This is a genomic window from Parapedobacter deserti (genome assembly GCF_042646065.1).
Taxonomy (GTDB): domain Bacteria; phylum Bacteroidota; class Bacteroidia; order Sphingobacteriales; family Sphingobacteriaceae; genus Parapedobacter; species Parapedobacter deserti.
On the sequence record NZ_JBHRTA010000030.1, the window covers coordinates 398,815 to 420,868 of the forward strand.

20 protein-coding genes and 3 tRNA genes are annotated in these 22,054 nt (G+C 49.7%); 13 read left to right on the plus strand and 10 right to left on the minus strand.

Features of this window, described 5'->3' with window-relative positions:
* Nucleotides 1-211 precede the first annotated feature (211 nt).
* Entirely contained in the window at nucleotides 212-943 is a 732-nt protein-coding gene (locus tag ACFOET_RS10425; protein WP_379022296.1) for a DUF4625 domain-containing protein, read from the plus strand.
* Nucleotides 944-1,101: 158 nt separating this feature from the next.
* On the opposite strand, the gene ACFOET_RS10430 is transcribed toward ACFOET_RS10425, so the two are convergent.
* The 3 genes from ACFOET_RS10430 to ACFOET_RS10440 all read right to left on the minus strand — a co-directional run bounded on the left by ACFOET_RS10430 (nucleotide 1,102) and on the right by ACFOET_RS10440 (nucleotide 3,155).
* Nucleotides 1,102-1,187: transfer RNA gene (locus tag ACFOET_RS10430), tRNA-Leu, on the minus strand.
* 1,303 nt (nucleotides 1,188-2,490) lie between these two features.
* Nucleotides 2,491-2,566: transfer RNA gene (locus tag ACFOET_RS10435), tRNA-Gly, on the minus strand.
* 64 nt (nucleotides 2,567-2,630) lie between these two features.
* Nucleotides 2,631-3,155, minus strand: a complete 525-nt coding sequence (locus ACFOET_RS10440) for a regulatory protein RecX (RefSeq protein WP_379022298.1) — start codon at nucleotides 3,153-3,155, stop codon at nucleotides 2,631-2,633.
* Nucleotides 3,156-3,175: 20 nt separating this feature from the next.
* On the opposite strand from ACFOET_RS10440, the gene ACFOET_RS10445 reads away from it, so the two are divergent.
* Nucleotides 3,176-5,638 (plus strand): bifunctional UDP-N-acetylmuramoyl-tripeptide:D-alanyl-D-alanine ligase/alanine racemase, encoded by a 2,463-nt coding sequence (locus ACFOET_RS10445; protein ID WP_379022300.1) that lies wholly within the window; start codon nucleotides 3,176-3,178, stop codon nucleotides 5,636-5,638.
* Nucleotides 5,639-5,669: 31 nt separating this feature from the next.
* Nucleotides 5,670-6,266 (plus strand): DUF502 domain-containing protein, encoded by a 597-nt coding sequence (locus ACFOET_RS10450; RefSeq protein ID WP_379022302.1) that lies wholly within the window; start codon nucleotides 5,670-5,672, stop codon nucleotides 6,264-6,266.
* Nucleotides 6,267-6,305: 39 nt separating this feature from the next.
* Here ACFOET_RS10450 and ACFOET_RS10455 read toward each other — a convergent pair whose 3' ends face one another.
* From ACFOET_RS10455 to ACFOET_RS10470, 4 genes are read right to left on the minus strand one after another with little or no spacing between them, the layout of a single operon-like run.
* A complete protein-coding gene (locus ACFOET_RS10455; RefSeq protein ID WP_379022304.1) occupies nucleotides 6,306-7,298 on the minus strand; it encodes an LLM class flavin-dependent oxidoreductase in 993 nt (330 codons plus the stop codon).
* A 43-nt stretch (nucleotides 7,299-7,341) separates the two neighbouring features.
* Nucleotides 7,342-8,523, minus strand: a complete 1,182-nt coding sequence (locus ACFOET_RS10460) for a class I SAM-dependent methyltransferase (protein WP_379022306.1) — start codon at nucleotides 8,521-8,523, stop codon at nucleotides 7,342-7,344.
* 12 nt (nucleotides 8,524-8,535) lie between these two features.
* Nucleotides 8,536-9,735 carry a polysaccharide pyruvyl transferase family protein gene (locus ACFOET_RS10465; RefSeq protein WP_379022308.1) on the minus strand — a complete coding sequence of 400 codons (1,200 nt, stop codon included), beginning with the start codon at nucleotides 9,733-9,735 and terminating at the stop codon, nucleotides 8,536-8,538.
* Nucleotides 9,736-9,764: 29 nt separating this feature from the next.
* Nucleotides 9,765-10,952 (minus strand): cysteine desulfurase family protein, encoded by a 1,188-nt coding sequence (locus ACFOET_RS10470; RefSeq protein WP_379022310.1) that lies wholly within the window; start codon nucleotides 10,950-10,952, stop codon nucleotides 9,765-9,767.
* 73 nt (nucleotides 10,953-11,025) lie between these two features.
* Between ACFOET_RS10470 and ACFOET_RS10475 the strand changes: the two genes are divergently transcribed.
* The 10 genes from ACFOET_RS10475 (at nucleotide 11,026) to ACFOET_RS10520 (ending at nucleotide 19,381) form a co-directional block, all read left to right on the plus strand.
* Nucleotides 11,026-11,442, plus strand: coding sequence for an OsmC family protein (locus ACFOET_RS10475; protein WP_379022312.1), 417 nt, complete (start codon nucleotides 11,026-11,028; stop codon nucleotides 11,440-11,442).
* An 87-nt stretch (nucleotides 11,443-11,529) separates the two neighbouring features.
* Nucleotides 11,530-11,602 (plus strand) — tRNA-Thr (locus ACFOET_RS10480).
* A 278-nt stretch (nucleotides 11,603-11,880) separates the two neighbouring features.
* A complete protein-coding gene (locus ACFOET_RS10485) occupies nucleotides 11,881-14,247 on the plus strand; it encodes a mechanosensitive ion channel family protein (protein WP_379022314.1) in 2,367 nt (788 codons plus the stop codon).
* Between the two features lie 147 nt (nucleotides 14,248-14,394).
* Nucleotides 14,395-15,303 (plus strand): SDR family oxidoreductase, encoded by a 909-nt coding sequence (locus ACFOET_RS10490; RefSeq protein WP_379022316.1) that lies wholly within the window; start codon nucleotides 14,395-14,397, stop codon nucleotides 15,301-15,303.
* Between the two features lie 15 nt (nucleotides 15,304-15,318).
* Nucleotides 15,319-15,813: a CinA family protein gene (locus ACFOET_RS10495; RefSeq protein ID WP_379022318.1), complete on the plus strand. Its 495-nt coding sequence runs from the start codon at nucleotides 15,319-15,321 to the stop codon at nucleotides 15,811-15,813.
* Nucleotides 15,814-15,903: 90 nt separating this feature from the next.
* The gene (locus tag ACFOET_RS10500; protein WP_379022320.1) at nucleotides 15,904-16,371 is read left to right on the plus strand and encodes a thermonuclease family protein; all 468 of its coding nucleotides are present in this window, start codon (nucleotides 15,904-15,906) and stop codon (nucleotides 16,369-16,371) included.
* Between the two features lie 130 nt (nucleotides 16,372-16,501).
* Nucleotides 16,502-17,500, plus strand: coding sequence for a helix-turn-helix domain-containing protein (locus ACFOET_RS10505; RefSeq protein WP_379022322.1), 999 nt, complete (start codon nucleotides 16,502-16,504; stop codon nucleotides 17,498-17,500).
* A 78-nt stretch (nucleotides 17,501-17,578) separates the two neighbouring features.
* Complete coding sequence (locus ACFOET_RS10510; protein WP_379022324.1) at nucleotides 17,579-18,370, plus strand: SDR family NAD(P)-dependent oxidoreductase; 792 nt, start codon at nucleotides 17,579-17,581, stop codon at nucleotides 18,368-18,370.
* An 81-nt stretch (nucleotides 18,371-18,451) separates the two neighbouring features.
* Nucleotides 18,452-18,961, plus strand: coding sequence for a GNAT family N-acetyltransferase (locus ACFOET_RS10515; RefSeq protein WP_379022326.1), 510 nt, complete (start codon nucleotides 18,452-18,454; stop codon nucleotides 18,959-18,961).
* 18 nt (nucleotides 18,962-18,979) lie between these two features.
* Nucleotides 18,980-19,381 carry a hypothetical protein gene (locus ACFOET_RS10520; RefSeq protein ID WP_379022328.1) on the plus strand — a complete coding sequence of 134 codons (402 nt, stop codon included), beginning with the start codon at nucleotides 18,980-18,982 and terminating at the stop codon, nucleotides 19,379-19,381.
* Between the two features lie 63 nt (nucleotides 19,382-19,444).
* Here ACFOET_RS10520 and ACFOET_RS10525 read toward each other — a convergent pair whose 3' ends face one another.
* Genes ACFOET_RS10525 through ACFOET_RS10535 form a run of 3 tightly spaced genes read right to left on the minus strand, consistent with a single transcriptional unit; the run spans nucleotide 19,445 to nucleotide 22,046 of the window.
* Entirely contained in the window at nucleotides 19,445-19,900 is a 456-nt protein-coding gene (locus tag ACFOET_RS10525) for a hypothetical protein (protein WP_379022330.1), read from the minus strand.
* 29 nt (nucleotides 19,901-19,929) lie between these two features.
* A complete protein-coding gene (locus ACFOET_RS10530; protein ID WP_379022332.1) occupies nucleotides 19,930-20,424 on the minus strand; it encodes an ankyrin repeat domain-containing protein in 495 nt (164 codons plus the stop codon).
* An 11-nt stretch (nucleotides 20,425-20,435) separates the two neighbouring features.
* Nucleotides 20,436-22,046 (minus strand): catalase, encoded by a 1,611-nt coding sequence (locus ACFOET_RS10535; protein WP_379022443.1) that lies wholly within the window; start codon nucleotides 22,044-22,046, stop codon nucleotides 20,436-20,438.
* Nucleotides 22,047-22,054 lie beyond the last annotated feature (8 nt).

A 22,054-nucleotide genomic window follows, 5' to 3' on the forward strand; every position in this document is an offset into this window, starting at 1 on the left:
GCGGCGGAGCGTATAAGTTCCGCCGCCCTTATTGATTGTATCTGACTGTAGGCTACTTGTGAGACGCAATCCTGTTGCAAATCTGGAAAGGTTGTTTATCTTTGTCGAGACTGGTTGGGCAATTGTTTGATGTTTCCGACTGTCAGCCTGCTTGAGGTCATGTGGTTTTGACCGGCAGGTAGTTTGGTTTTACTTTGTCATCCAATCACTCATGGTATCATTTGCGACACAATCAAAAAGGCATGCAAAATATGGTTCTACCAGCCAGCTTGTCTGCATTTTGCTTTCAGCAGTTGTTTTACTGTCCTGCGGCACTCGTGGTGCGGGTGTTTCTGATTTGCAAGTTGGCAGCCAGGGTAGCGGGGAAGCCTTCGTTGGGCACTCGTTCTCTGTTGAAGCCAACCTAAGGGCTAATACCTCAATAGCGCACGTGGTTATGGATATTCAGCCTGTTTCGGGAGACGGCTGGACATTTAATGAGCAATATACCGATGGCGTCGCAGGCGAAAAAGGGGCGAAGTTTACCACCGAAGTAGCTGTTCCGATAACGGCTGAACCAGGTCACTACCGATTGACCCTGCGCGCAGTGGACGATAATGGCTCGGCTACCGAATCGTCTACAGATTTCGAACTTAGTATCGACAGTACGGTTCCGACACTATCAGGTATAGATGTAGGCATAAATGCCGCTGGAGACGACCTCCACCTGGAGGCCGAACTGACCGCGCCAAGCAAGATAGAAAGTGTGAACGTGGAAGTCATCGGGGACGCTTGGAACAAGGAGTTCAGGTTTACCAACGAGCGATTGGTGGGTCAGCTCTCATACCATTTTCACGAGCACGTTCGTGTTTCCGAAGCCCCGGCAGGGACTTACAGGGTTGTCCTCACCATTGAAGATCAGCAGGGAAGGCGTGCGCAGGCTGAAGGCAAGTTTACTAAGTAGCTAGTCTACGCTATTTAATCGAAATACAGCATGCTTGAAACGTACTTCCTTGCAGAGACTTCGTTTGATCTCTCCTGCAATTAACGCACAGAAAGCTAACGGAACAGGGCTTCTCTAACCTGAGAAGCCCTGTTCCGTTCGGGGAAAATCCCGTTCTGTACCTGGAGCGGGAATCGAACCCGCACTCGCTTTAGGGCGAACAGGATTTTAAGTCCTGCGTGTCTACCAGTTCCACCATCCAGGCCAATAATGGTTTGCCAACAAGATTCCTTTTCTTTTTTCAAGAAGAAAGGACTCTTGGAGCGAAAGACAAAGTTCGAACTCGAGAAGCCTCTTCCCTCAAATAAATCTCTCGAGAATCAACCAGTCTTTTCTGGACGCAAATATAGGGTGTTTTACCTGTTTCCAAAGCTATTTTTAATTTTTTTGTTAGGTTTTCTAACCTGAAGAATCCAGGAGCTCCGATTTTTCGGCAGGAGTGTCGGTGTGTTCAACTGGCTATAGAAGAATCACGCTCTACTGCAAAATAAAACCCGCAGTGGCATAAGCATCAGCATAATAACTGAATTGCCCCGATATTATTGCTATAGGCTCTCCTTTTTCCTCTCCCCGTAAATTTACAGGTATCGCTTTGGATACTTTTATGCCTTTGGGCAACGTTACGTCGAGATTCCCGGAAATCCCAGCTTGCTCCCACAATTGCAGCACCGTCCCGTCCCCATCTGGATTTTTCCCAAATGCGGTAACTACCGTTCCTTTTCTTGATAATTGGACACCCGACGCAGCAATTGGTAAACAGCCCCCACTATCATTTACCAATGTGGACAACAGCGGAGACGGGATTCTTCAGAAGGCGTGATGATAGACTTCTCGTTACTAAAATCGTCTATAAACCATAAATCAATTCTTGCAGACCATGAGCCTTCGATCCATTCGGTAAAGTTAGTGCTTCAAAGATTATTGTAAAGACTGATAAAGACATTCGGTTTCTCGGGGATGAAATGCCGCGAGTACTTCCATAAGCCAGGCCTGTCAAGGCTAATACCTGGTGCATCAGGTGTGGAAATCCCAGCTCCATTACCATTGCTGTCAATTACCGCCATTCCCGAATTAAGGAAATTATAATCAAAATTACTTCCTTTAACGAAGTCCTTTGCCGGGTCTACTACTGGAATTCACCTCTTGCTGAGTAACCGATGATGAGCTCGCAAAGGACAGCCAGCACAACAGGTATAATGCTTTTCGTTTTATAATTGCTTGTGAATGTATGTATACGATACAACCTAAGAATGATATTACTAAACGGGTTATAAGTTGTTTGATTTATCTAAACCCCGCGGACAACAATAAGATAAAAGTACAACTAAACAAACGAAATCCATTAAAAAGTTTAGTGGTTTCGTTAAATGTATATACATATTACCTCGTCTTGACGATTTTGGAATATTTATGTGTATAAACCCAATTGGTTAGATGCAGGGGAATTCCCCTTCCGAACCCATCAAACACAAAAAACCCTTTCTATTGATGATAGAAAGGGTTTCATTTGGAGCGAAAGACGAGGTTCGAACTCGCGACCTCAACCTTGGCAAGGTTGCGCTCTACCAACTGAGCTACTTTCGCTTGCTGTTTGTGGATGCAAATATAGTGTAGATTTCGGCTCCCGTCAACAATTTTTTAAAAAAAATCACAAGTCATTGTCATTCAATAGTTCCATAATAAGTTCGCTTTCGAACCCCTTGCCCAGCGCATACCGCAAAAGTTTATGTTTACGTTTGTAGGTGTGAGTTTCCCGCTCAGTGCGGGCTTTAGCTTGCAAAAGATCATGGAGTTTAGCCCGATATTCCTGCTCGTCCAAACTGGCCAAGGCAGCACGGATAAGCGGGGCGGACACGGATTTCTGCTTCAGCCCTTGCTTGATTTTGTGGCGCCCCCAACCTTTCATGCGGAATCTGCCTGCGGCGTAGGCCAGCGCAAAGCGTTCCTCATTGAGGAAATTTTCCCCAATCAGGTCGGTGATAATGGTTTCAACGTCAGATTTGTGCAACCCTAAACTGTAGAGCTTGTCGCGTACTTCCTGCTGTGACCGTTCTTGATATACACAATACGCTTCGGCTTTGGATTTGGCTTGTTGCGGCGTTATTGTCTTGCGTTTTGTTTCACGGAAATCATCCATCTGCGCCAAAATGGGAAAAATTAGTACAGTACCCAAAAATTGTTGAAATTCGTGCCATGGCTATATCGGAGCAACGTTATACTATTCAAGACATCGCCGATGTGCTCAGTCCCGTGCGTGTTTTTCTGCCGATGCCGGCAGCGCGGGTGAGCTCGCTCTTGTATGATAGCCGGAAGTTAGCTGACGCTAACCAAGGCTTGTTTTTTGCGCTCAAAGGCCGGCGCAATGGACACGCCTATGTCAATGACGCATACGCCGGTGGAGTGCGCAATTTCGTGGTGGCCGAAGCGGAAGTGAACGAGAACGTATTCCCTGGTGCGAACTTTATTTTCGTCTACGATACATTGGAGGCGTTGCAGTCGCTGGCGGCTTACCACCGCAGCCGGTTCACCTATCCCGTTATTGGCATAACGGGCAGCAATGGAAAAACCATTGTGAAAGAATGGTTGGGGCAGCTGCTGTCGCCCGAATATCGCATCATAAGCAGCCCTAAAAGCTACAATTCCCAGATTGGCGTAGCCTTGTCGCTGTGGCGTATGGATGCGGGGCACAACCTTGCCATCGTTGAAGCGGGGATAAGTCAGCCGGGCGAAATGCAATTCTTGCAGCGCATGATCAGACCCGATATCGCCGTGCTGACCAATATTGGTCCGGCGCACGACGAAGGGTTCGCTTCTCGGACGGAGAAAGCCGTGGAGAAGTTGCGGTTGTTCGAAGGCGCCAAGACCATGGTATATTCCCCGCCTTACTTGCAGGGAATGGCTATGCCTCCGGCGGGGCAGCACGTTACCTGGGGGCAGGGTGAGGCGGCACTACAGGTACTGCACCATGAGCGGATAACCAGCCACCGGTGCCGGATATATGGGCGGTACCGCGGAAATGACGTTTTCATCACGATACCGTTTTCGGATGGAGCCTCCCGCGAAAACGCAACCTGTTGCTGGGCAGTCATGCTGACCATGGGGTATTCGCCGGCGGTGATCAATGAACGTATGGCCCTGCTCCAGCCCGTGGAGATGCGGTTGGAAATGAAGCGGGGCATCAATAACTGCACATTGGTGGACGATAGTTACAGCAACGACCTGGCTTCCCTTGGCATTGCGCTGGATTTTATCCGGCAACAGCATCAACATGTTTCTCGTACACTGGTATTATCCGATATACCGGGAACGGGTAGGAATGAAGAAGAAGTTTATGCAAATGTGTACAAGCTATTGGTTGATAACGGAATCAATCGGTTAATCACCGTAGGCGAACGATTGGCTGACCAGGCTTTCAGATTCCAGGGTATACGGCACGAGGCTTTCCCGAATACGGAAGCATTGCTTGAGGCATTGCCGAGCATGGGCTTTCATGACGAGATTATCCTGCTAAAGGGCGCAAGGGCGTTTACCTTTGAACGTATCAGTCAATTGCTGGCGGCGAAGCTGCATGATACGGTGCTGGAGATTAATCTCAATGCCCTGGAGCATAACCTCGGCCAATTTAAGTCGCTGTTGCCTGCGCATGTCAAGTTGATGGCTATGGTTAAAGCATTTTCGTATGGCAGCGGCAGTTTTGAGGTTGCTAATCTTCTCCAATTCAATAAAGTTGATTACCTGGCCGTGGCTTATGTGGATGAGGGCGTAGAGCTGCGAAAGGGGGGGATTCACCTGCCTATTATGGTAATGAACCCAAGCCCTGCGGCAATAGGTTCGTTGCTCAGGTATGATCTGGAGCCCGAAGTATACAGCTTCTCGGTGCTGGGTGACCTGGTGCGAACATTGTCCAATAGGGGAATGGCCGAATATCCAGTCCACATCAAACTGGATACAGGGATGCATCGGCTGGGTTTCGGTGTAAATGATATCAATCAGCTAACAAGTGACTTATCTGAAACAAATGCAGTAAAGGTTAAGTCTGTATTTTCCCATTTAGCAGCTGCCGGTGAGGGAGAACACGATGCATTTACGAAAAGGCAATTGGCGTCGTTCGACGCAGCAGTAAGCCGATTGAGGAAGGTTTTGGGCTATCCCTTTATCTGCCATATCGCCAATACCGCAGCAATCCAGCGGTGGCCCGGCGCGCATCTGGACATGGTTCGCTTAGGTATCGGTCTTTACGGGATTCGTAACGCGGGCAATCATTCCATACCGTTGCAGCAGGTATGCACGTTAAAAACAGCGATTGCGCAGCTCAGGAGAGTGCCCGCCGGTGAAAGCGTAGGGTATGGCTGTAAAGGGATACTCACAAGGGAACGTATCATAGCGACAGTAAACGTCGGGTATGCGGATGGTTATGACCGGCGTTTCGGCAACGGAGTAGGCTGCATGGTTATCAATGGAAAGGCCGTGCGTACGGTGGGGGATATCTGTATGGACATGGCAATGGTTGACGTCACGGGTGTTGAAGTTCGGGAAGGGGATGAAGTGGTTGTTCTCGACGACCTGGCACAGCAAGCGGCTGCTATCGGTACAATTCCGTATGAGCTGCTGGCGGGTATTTCGCAGCGTGTCAAACGGGTATATTTTTATGGTTAACGTGGTGATTTATTAGAGGCAATTTAACAATATGAAGCATAAAACGATACGATTATTTTTCAATTACCTAATTAAAGGAACGCTGGTGATGGTGCCGTTGGCTGGGGCGCTGTTCCTGATCGTTTGGGTGGTAGCCAGCATTGATTCGGCACTCAACCTAAGCAGTTGGCTCTGGGAGGATGAGAGTGGTGCGCCGCTCTACGTGCCGGGTCTGGGTATCCTTACCGTAGTGGTCTTATTGATTCTCGTGGGGATGGTATTTACCAATGCGGTTACCGAGCCGATATCCAATTGGTTTAATAACCTGCTCAACCGGATTCCGTTGTTCAATACCTTGTATTCTTCCATTAAGGATTTTACGGAAGCCTTCGTTGGTGACGCCAAAAAATTCAATGAACCGGTGATTGTGGAGGTTAACGAAACGGGATTGAAGAAAATCGGTTTTTTAACGCAACGGGACCTGAGTAAGATCGGTCTGTATGGTGAAGTTATAGTTTACTTTCCTTACTCTTACTCATTTGCCGGTCAGGTTGTTGTCGTAAAGTCCGAGCGGGTGAAACCGCTGCATATGAGTGCCACGGACGCGATGAAACTCGTAGTGTCAGGCGGGGTGAGCGGCTTGGAATAGGAGCCGCGTTGTCGGTGGCCAGGACAGCCTTTGCATTGGCTACGACAATACTTCCTTGAGGATGCGGTATGATTTCAATCGTGCGCCCTGATCGTAGATATTGCTTGTTGTCATCAGCTCGTTGATGCCTGTCTCTTCGATGAACCGGGAAAGCTGAGCTGCCAGGGTTTTATCACTTCCGATGAACGTACAAGCCGTCATCTGCCTAACAGCAGCCTCCACCTCGGGCGACCAATACGGGTCCATCGAAGGTACGGGCGGCGATAGCGGTCTCCGGGTGTTTGTGACGATGCCTAGGAACATGCGGTACATACTGGTAGCCAGTACATGTGCTTCTTCATCGGTGTCTGCCGCGATAACATTCACGCAGGCCAGTACATACGGTTTATCCAGTTGTGGCGACGGTTTGAAATGCTGCTTGTAAAGCGCTATTGCCGTGCGGAATTGAGCTGGAGCGAAATGCGCTGCAAAAGCATAGGGTAAGCCCATTTCTGCCGCAAGAAAGGCGCTATCCGTACTGGATCCCAATATCCAAAATGGAATGTTCAGCCCTTCACCTGGGAATGCACGCACGCGGCCGCCACTGTTATCATTGCTGAAATAGGTTTGAAGCTCGCGGATATCTGAGGAAAAGTGGTACGCGGTATTGGGGTTGTTTCGGCGCAGTGCCATGGCGGTCAGTTGGTCTGTGCCGGGAGCCCGCCCTAGGCCAAGATCGATGCGTCCCGGATACAATGTTTCCAAGGTGCCAAACTGTTCGGCAATGGCCAACGGTGCATGGTTAGGCAGCATGACTCCGCCCGAACCCACGCGTATGTGAGTTGTTTTACCAGCCACATGACCGATTAGGACCGATGTGGCCGAGCTGGCGATGTATTCCATGTTGTGGTGCTCGGCGAGCCAGAGGCGTTTGTAGCCAAGTTGTTCGATATATTGGGCAACGTCTACGGTGCGGGCGATGGCTGTAGCGGCATCACCTCCTTCAATGACTACGGAAAGATCAAGGGCAGAAAGTTTCACTTGCTTTGACATGTAAACAAATTACCGCATTATGGCGATGAGGGGCAAGTGGGTGTCAGCATTTTGATGAAAAGATGACCAATGGCGCTTCATCAATGCCTTTACAGAAGAATAGGTAGGTGTCTCCACCATCCTGTATCTGGTGTTTTTTACGCAATTCTTCTGGCTTCAAAGGAAAATTCCTTGCACTGATATTACCGCGTATCGATTTTTTATTCCGTTTAAAATCAGTGTAATCTACCGTTTTATCTATACGGAAGATTCTACCTGAGAATCCGGGTATATAGTCTGTGGAGGTATAGAGGTGGGTGTGCCGGTGAAGCTTCTTCAATTTATAGTGTTGGGCGACAAGTTTGAAAGCTCCGCATTTGAGCAGTGCTGCATCAGGTTCGTACAGGTAGTACTCCGGTAGACCGTATTCGGGCATGGCGGCTTTTTCCTCAGCGATATGGAAGGGGAAGGTGTGCTGTTGCCCGCCGTCCAGCATCACCGCAATGATGCGCGGCGTCGCGGTAGGCTTTCGGTCGAGTATGAGCAATAATTCTTTGCATTCGTTATCCATGCTGATCACATGTATCTCGCGGATGTTTTTCAGGGCATTCATGGCGATGGAGATGTCCAGCAGTGGCGCCGCCTTGATGAACACCCTCGCGGTTTTTTCCAGCAGTTGTTCTTGGTATTTTACCACATCCGGCTCGCAATCCTCAAGCCGGAACACCCTGCGCTGCTGCACGCGCCGCGACGGATCGATAAACATGCAGTCAAACGTATCAGTAGGTTGGTCCAAAAGGTAGGCCATGCCGTCAGATGCTACGAAGCCCATGTTGTCTGCGTTTAAGACTGAAGCATTGTGCTGGGCAATCTGTGAGAGGAGCTCAATTTTTTCGCAATGCGTTACTGATGCGGCATGCTTGGCAAAAAAAAAGGCATCAACGCCGAATCCTCCTGTTAAGTCCGCCATTCGGCTCCCTGGAGCTATAAGGGCGGCTTTGTATTTGGCCGTCAGCTCGGATGAAGCCTGCTCTATTGCACGTTTTTCTGGGTAGTAGATACCGGTTGCATTATACCAGAGGGGTAATTTTTTACGGCACCGCCGCCGGGCATCAAGCTGTTGGGCCAATTCCAGGGAAGACACGTTTAGAAACGGACTTTTCTTAAGCGCCATACTAGCGGGATCAATCTGTTCAGGCCGTCGCAGGTATCGTTGTACTTCCGGTTCGAGTATATGCAGGTTCATTCGCCGTGTTCGTTATGGGAAGACAAGTTGGCTGATCTGTTGAAAAGATTCTTCCGCGGCCTTCAGCTGCTTTTCCTTAGACTGGTGCAGTGCGGTCCGGTCAACTCTCAGGGCTTGCCTGAAGCCTTCGGATATGCCATCCAGTGCCACAATGCCGTTTATACCCGCTACACCCCACGTTTGTAAGTAGCTGTTCAGCTTCGGCACTGCCACGCCGACATAAGGGACAGCGTAGCTCATTGCCGTGATGGCCCCATGCAGGCTGGTTCCGATGTACACACCTGCATTGGCGATCAGATACATGATATCCCAGATGCTGACATCATCGAACACCGTACAGGGATGCGCTAGCAGTGGCGCAATTCGTTGCAGGGCAAGATGGTCGTCATGATTCAGCGCTTTACCGATTGGGCATAAACACAGATGCATGCCCGATTCTTGGGCAATCGCATTCAGTTGCTGAGCGATGCGATTTTCGTTGTTTTTTGCATGGTTGTTTTTAATTTGGAAGAACACGTAGGTTCCTTGTTTTTCGGCTACATAGTTGCGGACCGCCGGAGAGACCCGCTCAATTAAAACGGCGTTTGGGAAAAATTTGGACATCAGAATGGCCGAATCAGGATACAGCAGTGTCTTTATATCTTGGTTAGCGAGGTTTAGCTGTGTGGCGTTGTCGCGTACGGCGAAGTAGTCCACCTGACGCAGCTTGTCCTGTAGGGCAGGGTAACGGCTGAAAATGGAGGGATCAAGTTCCGATCCGCCAAGCGAGTTGAAGATCACTCGGTTTATTCTTGGAAAATCAGAATTGGTAAACACAAAGGGCAAGGCTGTCCGGCCGTGCAGCATCCGCCGGGCAAAAGCATTTAGGTCAACTATCTTGTTTAGATGATGATGGAATCGATGCGTGCGCTTGAATGTCTTGTTCAGTGCCAATAGCAGCGAACTCCAAGTCACTGCCACCGCCTCTCCGCCGGCCACAACGATGCTCGTATGCCCTGTGCTTTCATCGCACCGGCGGTAAAACGCACGGATATCCGCTGTAGGTTTCCCGCCCAGCGCGCTAAGATCGCTGGATATAATACCAAAGTATGACACCTCGTAAGGGCGCCCATATGTGCTCAATTGCGCTTCGATAACTAGGGGGAACAAAAGGTCGCCATAATTGTAGCGGTCAAAAGCCCCGATGATCAGGATATTGTTTTGTTCAGTCAATCTGTTAAAAATTAGTATAAAAACTCAATTTAATCTGTCAGTCCGGCCTCATGCAGCTGCCAGATAGGAGAGGTAGCTCTCAGTTTTTCAACAGCCGCAAACACCAATTTGATGCATGTGCGGATGTCTTCACTCGTGTTGAATCTGCCCAGACTGAAGCGTAGCGCGGCGTGAGCATCGGCATCCGACAACCCCATGGCTTTCAATACATGCGACGGATCCCGTGTGCCGCTCACACAAGCCGAGCCGGAGGCGATGGCAATATCAGGTACACGGCCCATGATCTGGTCTGCCCTAAGGTGCCTGAAGGAGACATTGCTTACATTCGGCAGTCGTTGAGCTCCTCGGCCGTTTATGAATGTGGCTGGCAGTTTTGCAAGGCCGACTTCCAATTCATTGCGGAGATTGGCCAGCCGTGCAGATTCCGTTGCCATGTTTTGCGCTGCGATGGCGGCGGCTTTGCCCAGTCCCACAATACCTGGCACATTCAGCGTGCCTGCACGGAGCCTGTTTTCCTGGCTTCCGCCATGCAGGAGCGCGCCGGTTTGTATCCGTTTGCTTCTGCGTCTTATATATAGTGCACCAACGCCCTTCGGTCCGTAAAGTTTGTGTGCGCTCAAGCACAGCAGATCCGCGCGTATTGCTTTCACATCCACAGCAACTTTACCCGCCGCCTGCGTAGCGTCGCAGAAAAACAACACATCATGCTTTTGGGCTATTTCGCCGATCTGGGCCACCGGATGCAATACCCCGGTCTCGTTATTGGCGTACATCAGGGCTACCATTACCGTATCCTTGCGGATGGCTGATTCGAACAACGCGCTGTCGAGCGTCCCATCTGCTTCCACCGGCAGGTAAGACACCTCGGCTCCCTGCTTGTCGAGATAAGCAAAAGTATCCAGTACCGCCTTATGTTCTGTCTGGCAGGTAATGAAATGGCTACCTTTGGCGCGGTAATGCTCAAATACGCCTTTGATCGCCATGTTGATGGCTTCTGTGGCTCCTGAAGTAAATGTTATTTCGCGTGATGAGGCTCCAATAAGCCCGGCAACCTGCTCCCTTGCGTTTTCCACCGCCGCGGCTGCTGCCCGGCCTGCGCGATGGGTCACGCTGGAGGCATTGGCGAAGTGCGTGGTAAGGAAAGGCATCATTGCCTCCAACACCAGCGGGTCAAGCGGGGTAGTGGCATTGTTGTCCAAATATATGAGTCTTCCCATGTTGCGAATTTATAAACAATTTAAGCGTAATACTTGTTCTTGAAATATACTTTACAGAAAAATAGCGAATACCATGAAATTAACCAGAAAAGCAACTGCTCATTGGAAAGGCACAGGCAAAGACGGAAGCGGTACCGTCTCTACACAGAGTACCGTGCTTGACAAAACCCAGTACTCCTATAAGACCCGCTTCGAAGACGGCGTTGGTACCAACCCGGAAGAGTTGATTGGTGCTGCCCACGCCGGTTGTTTCACCATGCAGCTCAGCTTTTTGCTCAGCGAAAAGGGATATGAACCGGACAGCCTGGACACGGAAGCAAAAGTCACGCTTGAGGACGGTAATATTACATTGATTGAGCTGGTTTTGCGGGGAGAGGTGGCGGATATTTCCGAAAGCGAATTCAAGGAAATCGCAGAAAAAGCGAAGGATATCTGTCCGGTATCCAAGCTGTTGGAGACCTCAATTGAGCTGACGGCAACATTAGCTTGACACGCGCTTGGCCGGCCAATAATGTGAGGCAGGTGTTTTGCAATTGTTGAGTATCCCGTATATTTGCGTCGGTAAATCTTTACCGACGCCGACGTAGCTCAGTTGGTAGAGCAACGCATTCGTAATGCGTGGGTCGCAGGTTCGAGTCCCGTCGTCGGCTCGTTTCCAAACCACATATCCCAAGGGTATGTGGTTTGCTTTTGTTTAAAACGCCGTATATGCCATCAATTCGGCAATCTGGCGAGTGGCTGCATAAAGTCAAATCGGGCGAAAGGTCCCAGTTATAGCCTGCGTAGCGTTTGGTAAGATCGCATGGAATCTACAACCGGCGGACGAAAATTAGCCTCCGCGATAAGCGCCATTCAGCCCCGCCGCGGCAGCAAGCAGTGGATAATTTGGTGCGTAATATGTGCTTCACCAGTCACTAAAAACACATAAATGAGCATAATACGATATACTTCACAATATCGACATCACGTCTTTTTCTTCTTGCTGTTGTTAGTTTTGGCTAACAGGTCATTCGCGCAGGAAGGAGCTGAGCCCATCGCAGCGGATACAGTGACGCTTGGGGAGGCGCTTGCGGCGCTTGATCCGGCTTCGGATGCTGCAACGACAGCCACACGTCGGCGGCGCCTTGGCCGATTTGATGCTCACCTTATAGACAACATACCAGTCGCCTTACTCTCCAGAGAGCTCAACCTGTTGGAAGAACGGCATGTTCTTGCTATGCGGCTGCTGGACAGTCTTGGTGCAGAGATGCTGTCAGATACCATCGCGTCGATGCGGGAAGCTGCCGAGCGGCGAGTTTCCAGGTTAAATGATTTCAAGATTTCGGTAGCCGCGTACCGGGCCACCCTAGCGGAAGCAATCAGCGATCTTAACGAGTTGGCGAGTGACAGCTTAGTCCAATCGGGTGCTCAACGGCCGTCAGCTTCGGAAGGTTTCAATGAGTTGGACAGTCTGGATCTATTGATTCGGCGGAAAGAGATACAGGCTAAGTTGAAGCTGGATTCGCTACACTTGTTAGCGAACGAAGTAAACCGCCTGCTCCAGCACTCCGTATCGTTGCTTACTGATCTTACAGCCCGTGAGAGCAACGTACAGGTAGTGGCAGGCAGGAAAAATGCACAGCGCCTCTGGGCAGCGCCTGCTTCGTTCGACAGGCAAACCCTGGTCGGAAATTTAAGGGCGACGTATAGCGATTCGAAAGATTTTTCTAAATATTTGAAACAGACGGAATGGACCGGCCGTATTTTCCTGCTGCTGCTGAGCGTCGGTTTCTTTTACTGGAGTTACAGAAAGGGCGTGCAGATTCATCGTTTGACGAAGAAAAATACCGATTACAATTATGCCAGCGATATCATAAAAGCGTTAATTTTTCTTTTTACCCTGCTGCCTTTATTCAGTGTCTTCACGCCGAGTGCGGTGGTGCAGATCACGCAGTTGCTAGTGTTTGTTCTGCTGGCCGTCGAATTTAAAGCGATGATCGACAAACCGCAGCGGCAGGCGTTAACCTATTTGTTTTTATTTTACGTACTGGTCATTTTCGCCAATACGGTGGTGGGTGCCGATTTTTTTTCGCGCTCCTTCAGCCTCTTGCTCAATGTCGTGGCCTTATATGTTTGCCATCGGATGCGTAGAGGGTCAAAAGGACGACCCCGTGCGAAGTTTAGGATCAACAAGTACCTCTTCCTTGTGTTGATACTCATTCATGTTTTTGCTATGCTGTGCAATGTGTTTGGTTATGTCGAGTATGCGCGTTATTGGAGTATAGGGGGAGTAGTCGCTATCGTACAGTCCATTTCGTTAGTCGGGTTTTGCCATGTTGTGGTAAGTGCATTCAAACGGCAGTTCCACTACGTCAGTATCCGTAAAACCAGCAGCCGGTTCGATAAGGTAAAAACCATGCGTAGTGTCAGAAAGTTTCTGACCGTGATATGCGTAGCGTTGGGTATGGTGGTCCTGGTAATCAATTTGCATAGCGTACAGCAATTCTTCAACTGGCTGTTCTCGGTGTTGGACGAGAAGAGGCATGTTGGCAGCATTGCCTTTACGTTTGGCAATCTGGCCGTTGGCGTTGTTATCATCGCATCATCCAACTGGCTGCAGAAGCATCTTGCAGCGCTATTGGGCGATACAAGCCAGCCGGGCTACAATCAGACAGTGGAGCGGGGTGCCCTACATTCCCTGATGCCCCTGTTTCGACTGTTAATTATCATCGGAGGGTTTTTGATGGGAGTGAGTGCCTTGGGCATTGGATTGGATAAGCTGACCGTCATCATAAGCGCCCTGAGTGTCGGTATCGGATTCGGGCTTCAGAACATTATAAACAATTTTGTCTCGGGTATCATCCTGATCTTTGAAAAGCCGTTCCGTACCGGCGACTTCATCGAACTGGCCGATAAGAAGGGCCGCGTACAGGAAATAGGTATTCGTTCCAGCACCTTGCTGACGCAGGAGGGGTCGGAAGTAATCATTCCTAACGGCGACCTGCTTTCCGGCCGTCTGGTCAATTGGACATTGGGCAAGTCTTATAATAGGGTCAATACGGCCATCAAAATAGCGAAAGACAGCGATATGCAGATTGTTAAGGAGGTGCTGCAGGATGTGTCGGGTAGCATCGATTATATTATGGAAGGTTCGGAAATTGAAATGCTGTATACCAGAATAGGCACAGACATGATCGAATTAAAGCTGCATGCGTGGATTGTAAATATTTACAATGAAGAGGTGTTCCGCAGCCAGCTCATCGAAGTTTTAAGCAAGGAATTCGAGAACCGGGGAATAGCCATGGTGAGTGTGTGATATCTTTGTGTATCGCCGCTTGTGTCCTAATTTTTAGATTATGCCAACAAAAGGGGTATGCTAGCTGTCATTCCGATAGACTGAAGTTCGGTTGAGCACCATGAAGTCATCATCGGTGTTGATTGTTGGATATGAAATTAAAAGATTATGGAAACAAAGAACAATGGCGAGAAACAGCCCAACCAACCTTATGAAAAGCATCCGCAGCCACCCTTTCCTGAGCAAAAGCAGGATTATCCCGGTACCGAAGCGTTGATGCAGCCGCAGGCCGATCATGGTGAGCAAAGCTACAAAGGGTCCGGAAGACTAACCGGTAAAAAGGCCATCATCACCGGGGGCGATTCGGGTATTGGTAAGGCTGTGGCCATAGCTTTTGCCCGGGAAGGAGCTGACGTCGTGGTCAGTTACCTGAGTGACATGGAAGATGAGGATGCGGCCGACACCGAAAAGCATGTGAAAGAAGCCGGGCGGCGGTGCATCCTGATTAAAGGAGATATCACCAGCGAGGAGCATTGTCAGTCGATCATCGCCCGTACGGTAGAAGAATTCGGACAGATCGATATTTTGGTCAATAACGCAGCCTTCCATATCTCCCGTGAAAAGCTGGAAGATATACCGGCGGAGGAGTGGCGCCATACCTTTTCGGTCAATGTGCACGCCATTTTTTACCTATGCAAAGCTGCGGTGCCCCATATGCCACCCGGCAGTTCGATCATCAATACGACCTCAGTGAACACGTTTGACCCGTCACCCGTATTGCTCCCATACGCAGCGACCAAGGCGGCTGTCGAAAATTACACCGCTAACCTGAGTCAGGTGCTGCTCACACAAGGTAAAGGCATTCGCGTGAATGCGGTGGCGCCCGGACCGGTCTGGACACCCCTGATCACGTCGACCAAAGCAGAGGATGCTCCGACATTCGGAGAGAAAACCCCAACTGGCAGACCCGGACAGCCGGCAGAGCTCGCTCCTGCGTTTGTGTTCCTAGCTTCGGAAGAGGGTAGCTACGTCTCAGGAGCTACCATTCCCGTCACAGGCGGACAGATCACGATTTAGGGAGAAAACATCAGGATGCGGCAAGACGAGCAGGTAAAAGAACATGTAGAAAATTGTAGCGCTTTGTTGGCTCGGCGGGGGCTACATTTAGCCTTTGCCGAGAGTGCTACTGCCGGGGCGCTAGCCGCGGTCTTCTCCCAAAGCCGCGATTCTGGCGATGTATTGAAGGGAGGTGTCGTTTGTTATGATGTATGCCTGAAAGAAGATCTTCTCAAAGTGCCGAGGGCGTTGATCGAAAGGTACACGCCGGAGTCTATGGAGGTGACGCAAGCGATGACGTATCAGTTGAGGGATTTGATCGCGGCGGATATCCATATCGGGGTAACAGGATTGACAAAGCCGGGGGGGAGTGAAAGCCCGGAGAAGCCGGTTGGTACCATGTTTATCTGTCTTGTTCACCGCGATTGGGAATTGCAGGAAACGCGCGTGTTTAAAGGAGATGGGGAAGATATCATCGTTCAGACCATTGTCCATACTTGTAGGCTATTGATGGACAAGGTTGGCGGTTAATCCGTCTGCAGGTTGCGGCGGCGCTTTGGAAAAGAAATTGTATTTGGAAGCCCGCATTTTGGTGGCTACCTTCGCGCTGTGATACCGCGTTTGCTATTTGTTCTTCTTCTTTTTCTTCCCGAAGCGTGTGCTACCCGTTATCTTACCGGCAGCGTTGTTCACGTGGCAGACGGTGATACTTTTACGCTGCTCATTGGTGATGAGCAGCAGCGTGTTAGGCTCCACGGGGTGGATTGTCCCGAAAGAGGTCAGCCTTACAGCCGGGTCGCTACCACCTTTGCAAAAGAGATGCTCGCTTCCGGTTCAGTGAAAGTGAAGGAAATGAATATCGACCGCTACGGGAGGGTGGTTGGTGTTGTCTATATCGCGGATAGCATCAACCTTAATGTGCGTCTGCTGAATGAGGGCCTGGCCTGGCATTACAAAGCCTACGACAACGATCCACTATGGGGTGCTATAGAATCAGATGCGCGGGAGGCACGGCGGGGCCTATGGTCAGATTCAAACGCCATCGCACCATGGCGTTGGCGAAAGGGGGTACGCGCAGAAGGCGAGTGAAGCCAGTCGGTTACGAGCCTTGGTGACATTTTGTGCGCTACATTTGATGGATATAAATCTAATAGTTACAGGACTCATTATAGGTGGGTTGTTCTTGTTGTCATTTCTGAATTTGCGAAATGTAACAGGTGTGAACCGCAAGGCAAATGTCTATTTCGGAGTATTTGCTCTGATATGGGCGACTTTCTGGCTGGACGAAATGATTCTTCCGGCGTCAACCGGAAGCAATGACCTTGTTGTTCTCGGGATACGGTTTGTTCAGTTCATTGCACCGATCACATTCTATTTAAGTGTTGTTTTCTACACGGATCCGCATCACAAGTATGCAGCACGAGACCTGGCATACTTGGCACCATCATGCGTATTTTTGATATTTTCAATGTTGCGTTCTGTTTTTGAGGAGAATATCTTTAATCTGTTGTATCTGATTCTTGTTTTCGGCCATGCGTTGTTTTACACGATATTAGCCTATTTCAAAATCCGGCAACATAAAAAAAACATCGAACGATTCGCGTCAACCAAAGAACCTATCAGTTTAAACTGGATCAAGTATATAATCTATGCGTTCATCGGTTCTTCCGTCGTGGTACTGCTTTACAATGTGGCCGCACCGCTAGCGTCGTTAAACATCTATATCAATACCTATTTTTTAATGGTTGTTTACTTTGTAGCTTACAATTCGGTAAAACAGAAACAGATTTATCCCATAGGATTAGATCATGCAGTTGTCACCGCCGTATCAGGTCAAGACGATACGAAAAGGGGGAAATTATTAGATGATGGGCAGTTGCGTGTAACAAAGGAGCGTTTATTGCTGTTAATGGAAGCCGAAATGCCCTACCTGGATAGCGAACTCAACCTTCCAAAGCTCGCTGGTAGATTAGGCGTTTCAAGTCATCAATTATCTTATGTGATAAATACCGGGCTGGGAGAGAATTTTTATCAGTTTGTAAATCGTTACAGGGTACGTAAGGCGCAAGAACTGCTTTCAAATACCGAATACGATCACCTGAACATGTTGGCGATCGGGTACGAATCCGGGTTCAACTCCAAGACATCTTTTAATACAACATTCAAAAAATTGACCTCTTTTACGCCAACAGACTACCGAAAAAAAAGACAGGTATGATGTTGTTCGGAATTATAAATCCGGGCACCTGTGCGCTATCTACCTAATAGTTTTGCTGCGTTGAAATTATGATAATAAATGGATATGCAGGAAAAATTTGCGGTGGTCACTGGAGCTAGCCAAGGATTAGGAAAGTCCTTCGCGCGGCAGCTCGCAGCACAGGGCCGGAACCTAGTATTAATAAGTTTGCCCAACGAGGGACTGCCAGCCTTGTGTGAAGAGCTCGTCAGCCAATATGGGGTGGTCGCGCATTGCTACGAGATCGATCTGAGCGTCAAGGAGAACGTATTGGCGGTTTCAAAATCGATCAATGAAAATTTCAGCGTAGAGATGTTGATCAACAACGCGGGGATTGGCGGAACGAAAAAGTTTGACGAAGTTCCCGCCGGGTACGTCGAAAAGATCATTCAGGTCAATGTGCTCGCCACGTCACTCCTTACCCATCAGCTTTTGCCCAACCTGAAACTGCAGGAAAAAGCCTATATTTTAAACGTCTCAAGTCTTGCGGCATTTTCCCCGATAGGATACAAAACCGTTTATCCGGCATCGAAAGCCTTTATTCATTCATTTTCCCGGGGGCTCTACCAAGAACTTAAAAGAACAAATGTCTTTGTCAGTGTTGTCAACCCCGGGCCGATGAAAACCAACGCGGACACCACGAGGAGAATCGAAGAACAGGGTTTCTTTGCGAGAGCAACTTCGCTGGATCCCGATAAGGTAGCTCGTTATTGCATTCAACAACTGCAAAAAAGGGATACCGTAATTATGGTCAACCGCCTGAGCTGGTTGCTGCTAGCAATTCTGCCGATTTGGATCAAGCTTCCTATGTTGACAAATAAAATCAAGAAAGAAATTGATGTGATGGCGTGACTTCCGTTTTGTCGAATCCTGCGGGTTGGAGGGAGACAAAATTAAATTACCTTTGGATTATAATTGTCTTAATGAAACCATATGGAATACAAATTTCGGAAGGCAAGCCATGAAGACTTATCCCACATTTGGGAAATTTTGGAGCAAGCCATAAAAAGGAGGAAGCACGATGGCAGTGGTCAATGGCAGGACGGCTACCCCAATTTCGCCGTGGTCCAGAACGATATCGATAACGGAACGGGTTACGTACTTGCAGACGAGATGACCATTGTAGCATATTGTGCCATAATGGTCAATGACGAACCAGCGTATGCAACGATCGAGGGGAAGTGGTTGACTGACGGCGATTTTGTCGTATACCATCGGGTTGCGGTATCAGAAAAATACCTGGGTAGGGGGCTCGCGCACAAGCTATTGGAGCACATCCATGGATTCGCACTGCAACACGGCATCCGCAGTGTCCGGGCAGACACTAATTACGACAATCCGGCCATGCTAAAACTCTTTGAGAAGATGGGATATCGCTATTGTGGAGAGGTCATGTTTAGAGGGACGCCCCGGAAAGCATTTGAAAAGGTTTTAACGGCTTAGCGGATATTTGCATATACCATGGCAAAATCCAAAATAGCCGTCAAAACCCGGATGGACGAAGCACGTAGCTGGGAGAAAGCCGGTAAAAACGCCGATGCGTTGAAGCTATACCGCGGGTCGGCACGGGGCAAGCACCTCAATGCCGAGGCCTATAACCGGATGATGATTATCCTAAGGAAGCAAAAGAAATACGATGCCGAATTGAAAGTCATCAGGCAGGCCACTACTGCTGTCGAGCGTGCGATATCCACCGGCCAGCAGGCCATTGGCGACAAAGACCAAGAATCGGCTGCGTTGAGTCGAAAGTTAGCCGCATCACTGGGACTACTAAACGATAAAGGGCTGCCGGTATACGAAGAACCTCAATTGGTAGCCTGGCGCAAACGCGAAGCTACGGTAACGAAAAAACTGGCTAAATAGGGAGGACTATTCAGTATGTGCCGTTACAGTTATCCTAAATTCTAGTTGTTATCCCTTGCTTATTTAAGCCTTATCACGGACATCCTTATTCAAAGCAAGGTAAGCGGCAGCGGTAACTAAACCTCCAAGGGTATAATACAGCACCGTCAACACCTTTGTCTGGGTAGTTCGGTTTACCGGGGTATCGTCCAATCCCAACGGTTTCGTCGCTGTCAGCGCACCCACGCCCGCCACAAGCCCAAACAACAGGCCCCTTGCCCACGTTTCACGCTGCGAGCTGCCCGTAATCATCCGATAGTAGGCGGTGTTGGCTACCAGATCTCCGGCCATGGCCATTGCATATCGTTTCTCTCCCGATGGCGGTTGTTTACCCATTTTTTTATAGGTTTTCGCAATCGCTTCTTCGCCGATCTTATTGATCTCAGGTGCCCGGCTTAGCCGCTTTCTAGCCATTTCGTGCACGAGGTTAAGCACAAGCGAGCCAACCAACGGCGCAATGGTTGCTTTCAATAATTTCATGGCGTCTTGTTTTTGGTTTGCATATTTTACTATTCTGGCATAAACGAGCCGTCCAGCATTGCCACGGCCTCCAAATTTCCCTGCTGGATGGCCAAATCAAGTGCCGTTAGCCCGCGCGACTCCCGCACATCGGTGTCTGCGCCGTGGCGCAGCAACACTTTTACCAGCTCGTTGCGGCCGAACATTGCAGCGAACATCAGGGCGGTTCCGCGGTTTCCGTGCTGCATGTTGAGGTCGGCTCCGCGGCGTATCAGCAGCTCCGCGATTTCAGCATACCCTTTGAAACAAACACCCATCAGGGCTGTGTTGCCTCCATAGTCCTGCGCGTTGGCGTCTGCACCGGCATCCACCAAGGCTTCGGTGGCCTCCAAATGGCCGTTGTAGGCAGCAATGATCAGCGGGGTATAACCGCGGGCATCCCTTTCGTCTATATGTTGTTTGTTTCCAGTATATTGCCTGATAAACGCTGCGTCGCCGGTCCGGGCGGCGTCGAACATGGTTTTTTGCTGTGTATCCTGTATCATATCGGTTGTACTCAGTAAGGTTTTGCGTCCTTGCCTTTCTCTGCTGCTTCCTTCACCGCTTTGTCGGCATCGGCTGAAGCCCCTTCGGTACCTTCCATCGTCGGACGCGCCTGTTGGATACCTTCCGCTATCCGACGGCCATAGTCATCGTCGCAAGCGTAGCACATCTCGATCATTTTTTCCTGTATATGCGCAGGGCACTTTGACAAAGCGTCTACGAGGTTAAAGATCAGTTCCGTCCGCTCCCATTCCTCGAAACCGCGATAGGTTTCCCCCGCCTGTTTGAAGTTGTTTTGGCGGTCAATTTTTGCACGCACCAGGGAGGCGCTGTAGTGCGGCGTGTGGTCTTTTCCGGGTCTTTCGGCTTCTTTAAGACCGCCCAGCGAAGACGGCTCATAGTTGACATGGGGGTTCACCCCATCAACAATGTCTTGATGGTAAGCCATCTGCCCATCGCGCTGGTTAGTAGCCACGTGCTTGCGCGGCGCGTTGATCGGTAGCTGCAAATAATTGGTGCCTACACGGTAGCGCTGCGTGTCGGAATAAGAAAATGTACGTCCCTGCAACATCTTGTCGTCGGAAAAGTCGAGCCCGTCTACCAAAACACCGGTTCCAAAGGCGGATTGCTCCACCTCGGCAAAATAGTTGACAGGATTTCTGTTCAAGGTCATCCGGCCAACCGGCAACCAGGGGAATTGGTCTTTAGGCCAGAGTTTGGTATCATCAAGCGGATCAAAGTCAAGCTCGGCGTGCTCATCATCACTCATGATCTGGACACATAGCTCCCATTGTGGATATTCTCCGCGTTCAATGGCTTCATAAAGATCCTGCGTGGCGTGGTTGAAGTTTTTTGCCTGTATTGTTTGCGCTTCTTTTGTGGTCAGGTTTTTGATGCCCTGCAGCGGCTCCCAGTGGTATTTCACTAATACCGCTTCTCCTTCTTTGTTCACCCACTTATAAGTATTTACGCCCGATCCCTGCATTTGGCGATAATTAGCCGGTATGCCCCAAGGCGAGAACAGAAATGTGATCATGTGCATCGCTTCAGGCGTATTGCTGATGAAATCGAACTGCCGCACAGGGTCTTGCCGGTTAGTCACCGGGTCCGGTTTGAAGGCATGGATGAAATCCGGAAACTTTAGTGCATCGCGAATAAAGAAAATTTTTAGGTTATTACCTACTAAGTCCCAGTTGCCGTCTTCGGTATACATTTTTACCGCAAATCCTCGTGGGTCACGGAGCGTTTCAGGCGAGTGGCCGCCATGGATCACCGTAGAGAAGCGTACAAACAGCGGTGTTATTTTGCCCTTTTCTTGAAAAAGCTTCGCCCGCGTATAGCGCGATGCCGGTTCACTGCCCACCGTTCCGTAGGCCTCGAAGACACCGTGCGCGCCTGCGCCCCGCGCATGCACAACGCGCTCAGGCACCCTTTCGCGGTCAAAATGCGACATCTTTTCCAAAAAATGATAATTTTCCAACGTCGCCGGCCCCCTGTTGCCCACCGTCCTGAGATTCTGGTTGTCGTAGACGGGGTGCCCTTGCCGCGTGGTCAGGATATCGGAAGTTTCTTGGCCGGTACTGCGTACAGTCGATTGTTTCGTGTCCGCATTTTCGTTCGACATCGCGTTGG

Bases quoted from the DNA above. Each gene is read 5' to 3' on its own strand.
- ACFOET_RS10535 (WP_379022443.1), bottom strand. From the start codon at position 22,046: ATGTCGAACGAAAATGCGGACACGAAACAATCGACTGTACGCAGTACC.
- ACFOET_RS10425 (WP_379022296.1), top strand. From the start codon at position 212: ATGGTATCATTTGCGACACAATCAAAAAGGCATGCAAAATATGGTTCT.
- ACFOET_RS10455 (WP_379022304.1), bottom strand. From the start codon at position 7,298: ATGTCAAAGCAAGTGAAACTTTCTGCCCTTGATCTTTCCGTAGTCATT.
- ACFOET_RS10495 (WP_379022318.1), top strand. From the start codon at position 15,319: ATGCGGCAAGACGAGCAGGTAAAAGAACATGTAGAAAATTGTAGCGCT.
- ACFOET_RS10525 (WP_379022330.1), bottom strand. From the start codon at position 19,900: ATGAAATTATTGAAAGCAACCATTGCGCCGTTGGTTGGCTCGCTTGTG.
- ACFOET_RS10530 (WP_379022332.1), bottom strand. From the start codon at position 20,424: ATGATACAGGATACACAGCAAAAAACCATGTTCGACGCCGCCCGGACC.
- ACFOET_RS10470 (WP_379022310.1), bottom strand. From the start codon at position 10,952: ATGGGAAGACTCATATATTTGGACAACAATGCCACTACCCCGCTTGAC.
- ACFOET_RS10515 (WP_379022326.1), top strand. From the start codon at position 18,452: ATGGAATACAAATTTCGGAAGGCAAGCCATGAAGACTTATCCCACATT.
- ACFOET_RS10490 (WP_379022316.1), top strand. From the start codon at position 14,395: ATGGAAACAAAGAACAATGGCGAGAAACAGCCCAACCAACCTTATGAA.
- ACFOET_RS10475 (WP_379022312.1), top strand. From the start codon at position 11,026: ATGAAATTAACCAGAAAAGCAACTGCTCATTGGAAAGGCACAGGCAAA.
- ACFOET_RS10510 (WP_379022324.1), top strand. From the start codon at position 17,579: ATGGATATGCAGGAAAAATTTGCGGTGGTCACTGGAGCTAGCCAAGGA.
- ACFOET_RS10520 (WP_379022328.1), top strand. From the start codon at position 18,980: ATGGCAAAATCCAAAATAGCCGTCAAAACCCGGATGGACGAAGCACGT.
- ACFOET_RS10460 (WP_379022306.1), bottom strand. From the start codon at position 8,523: ATGAACCTGCATATACTCGAACCGGAAGTACAACGATACCTGCGACGG.
- ACFOET_RS10450 (WP_379022302.1), top strand. From the start codon at position 5,670: ATGAAGCATAAAACGATACGATTATTTTTCAATTACCTAATTAAAGGA.
- ACFOET_RS10485 (WP_379022314.1), top strand. From the start codon at position 11,881: ATGAGCATAATACGATATACTTCACAATATCGACATCACGTCTTTTTC.
- ACFOET_RS10445 (WP_379022300.1), top strand. From the start codon at position 3,176: ATGGCTATATCGGAGCAACGTTATACTATTCAAGACATCGCCGATGTG.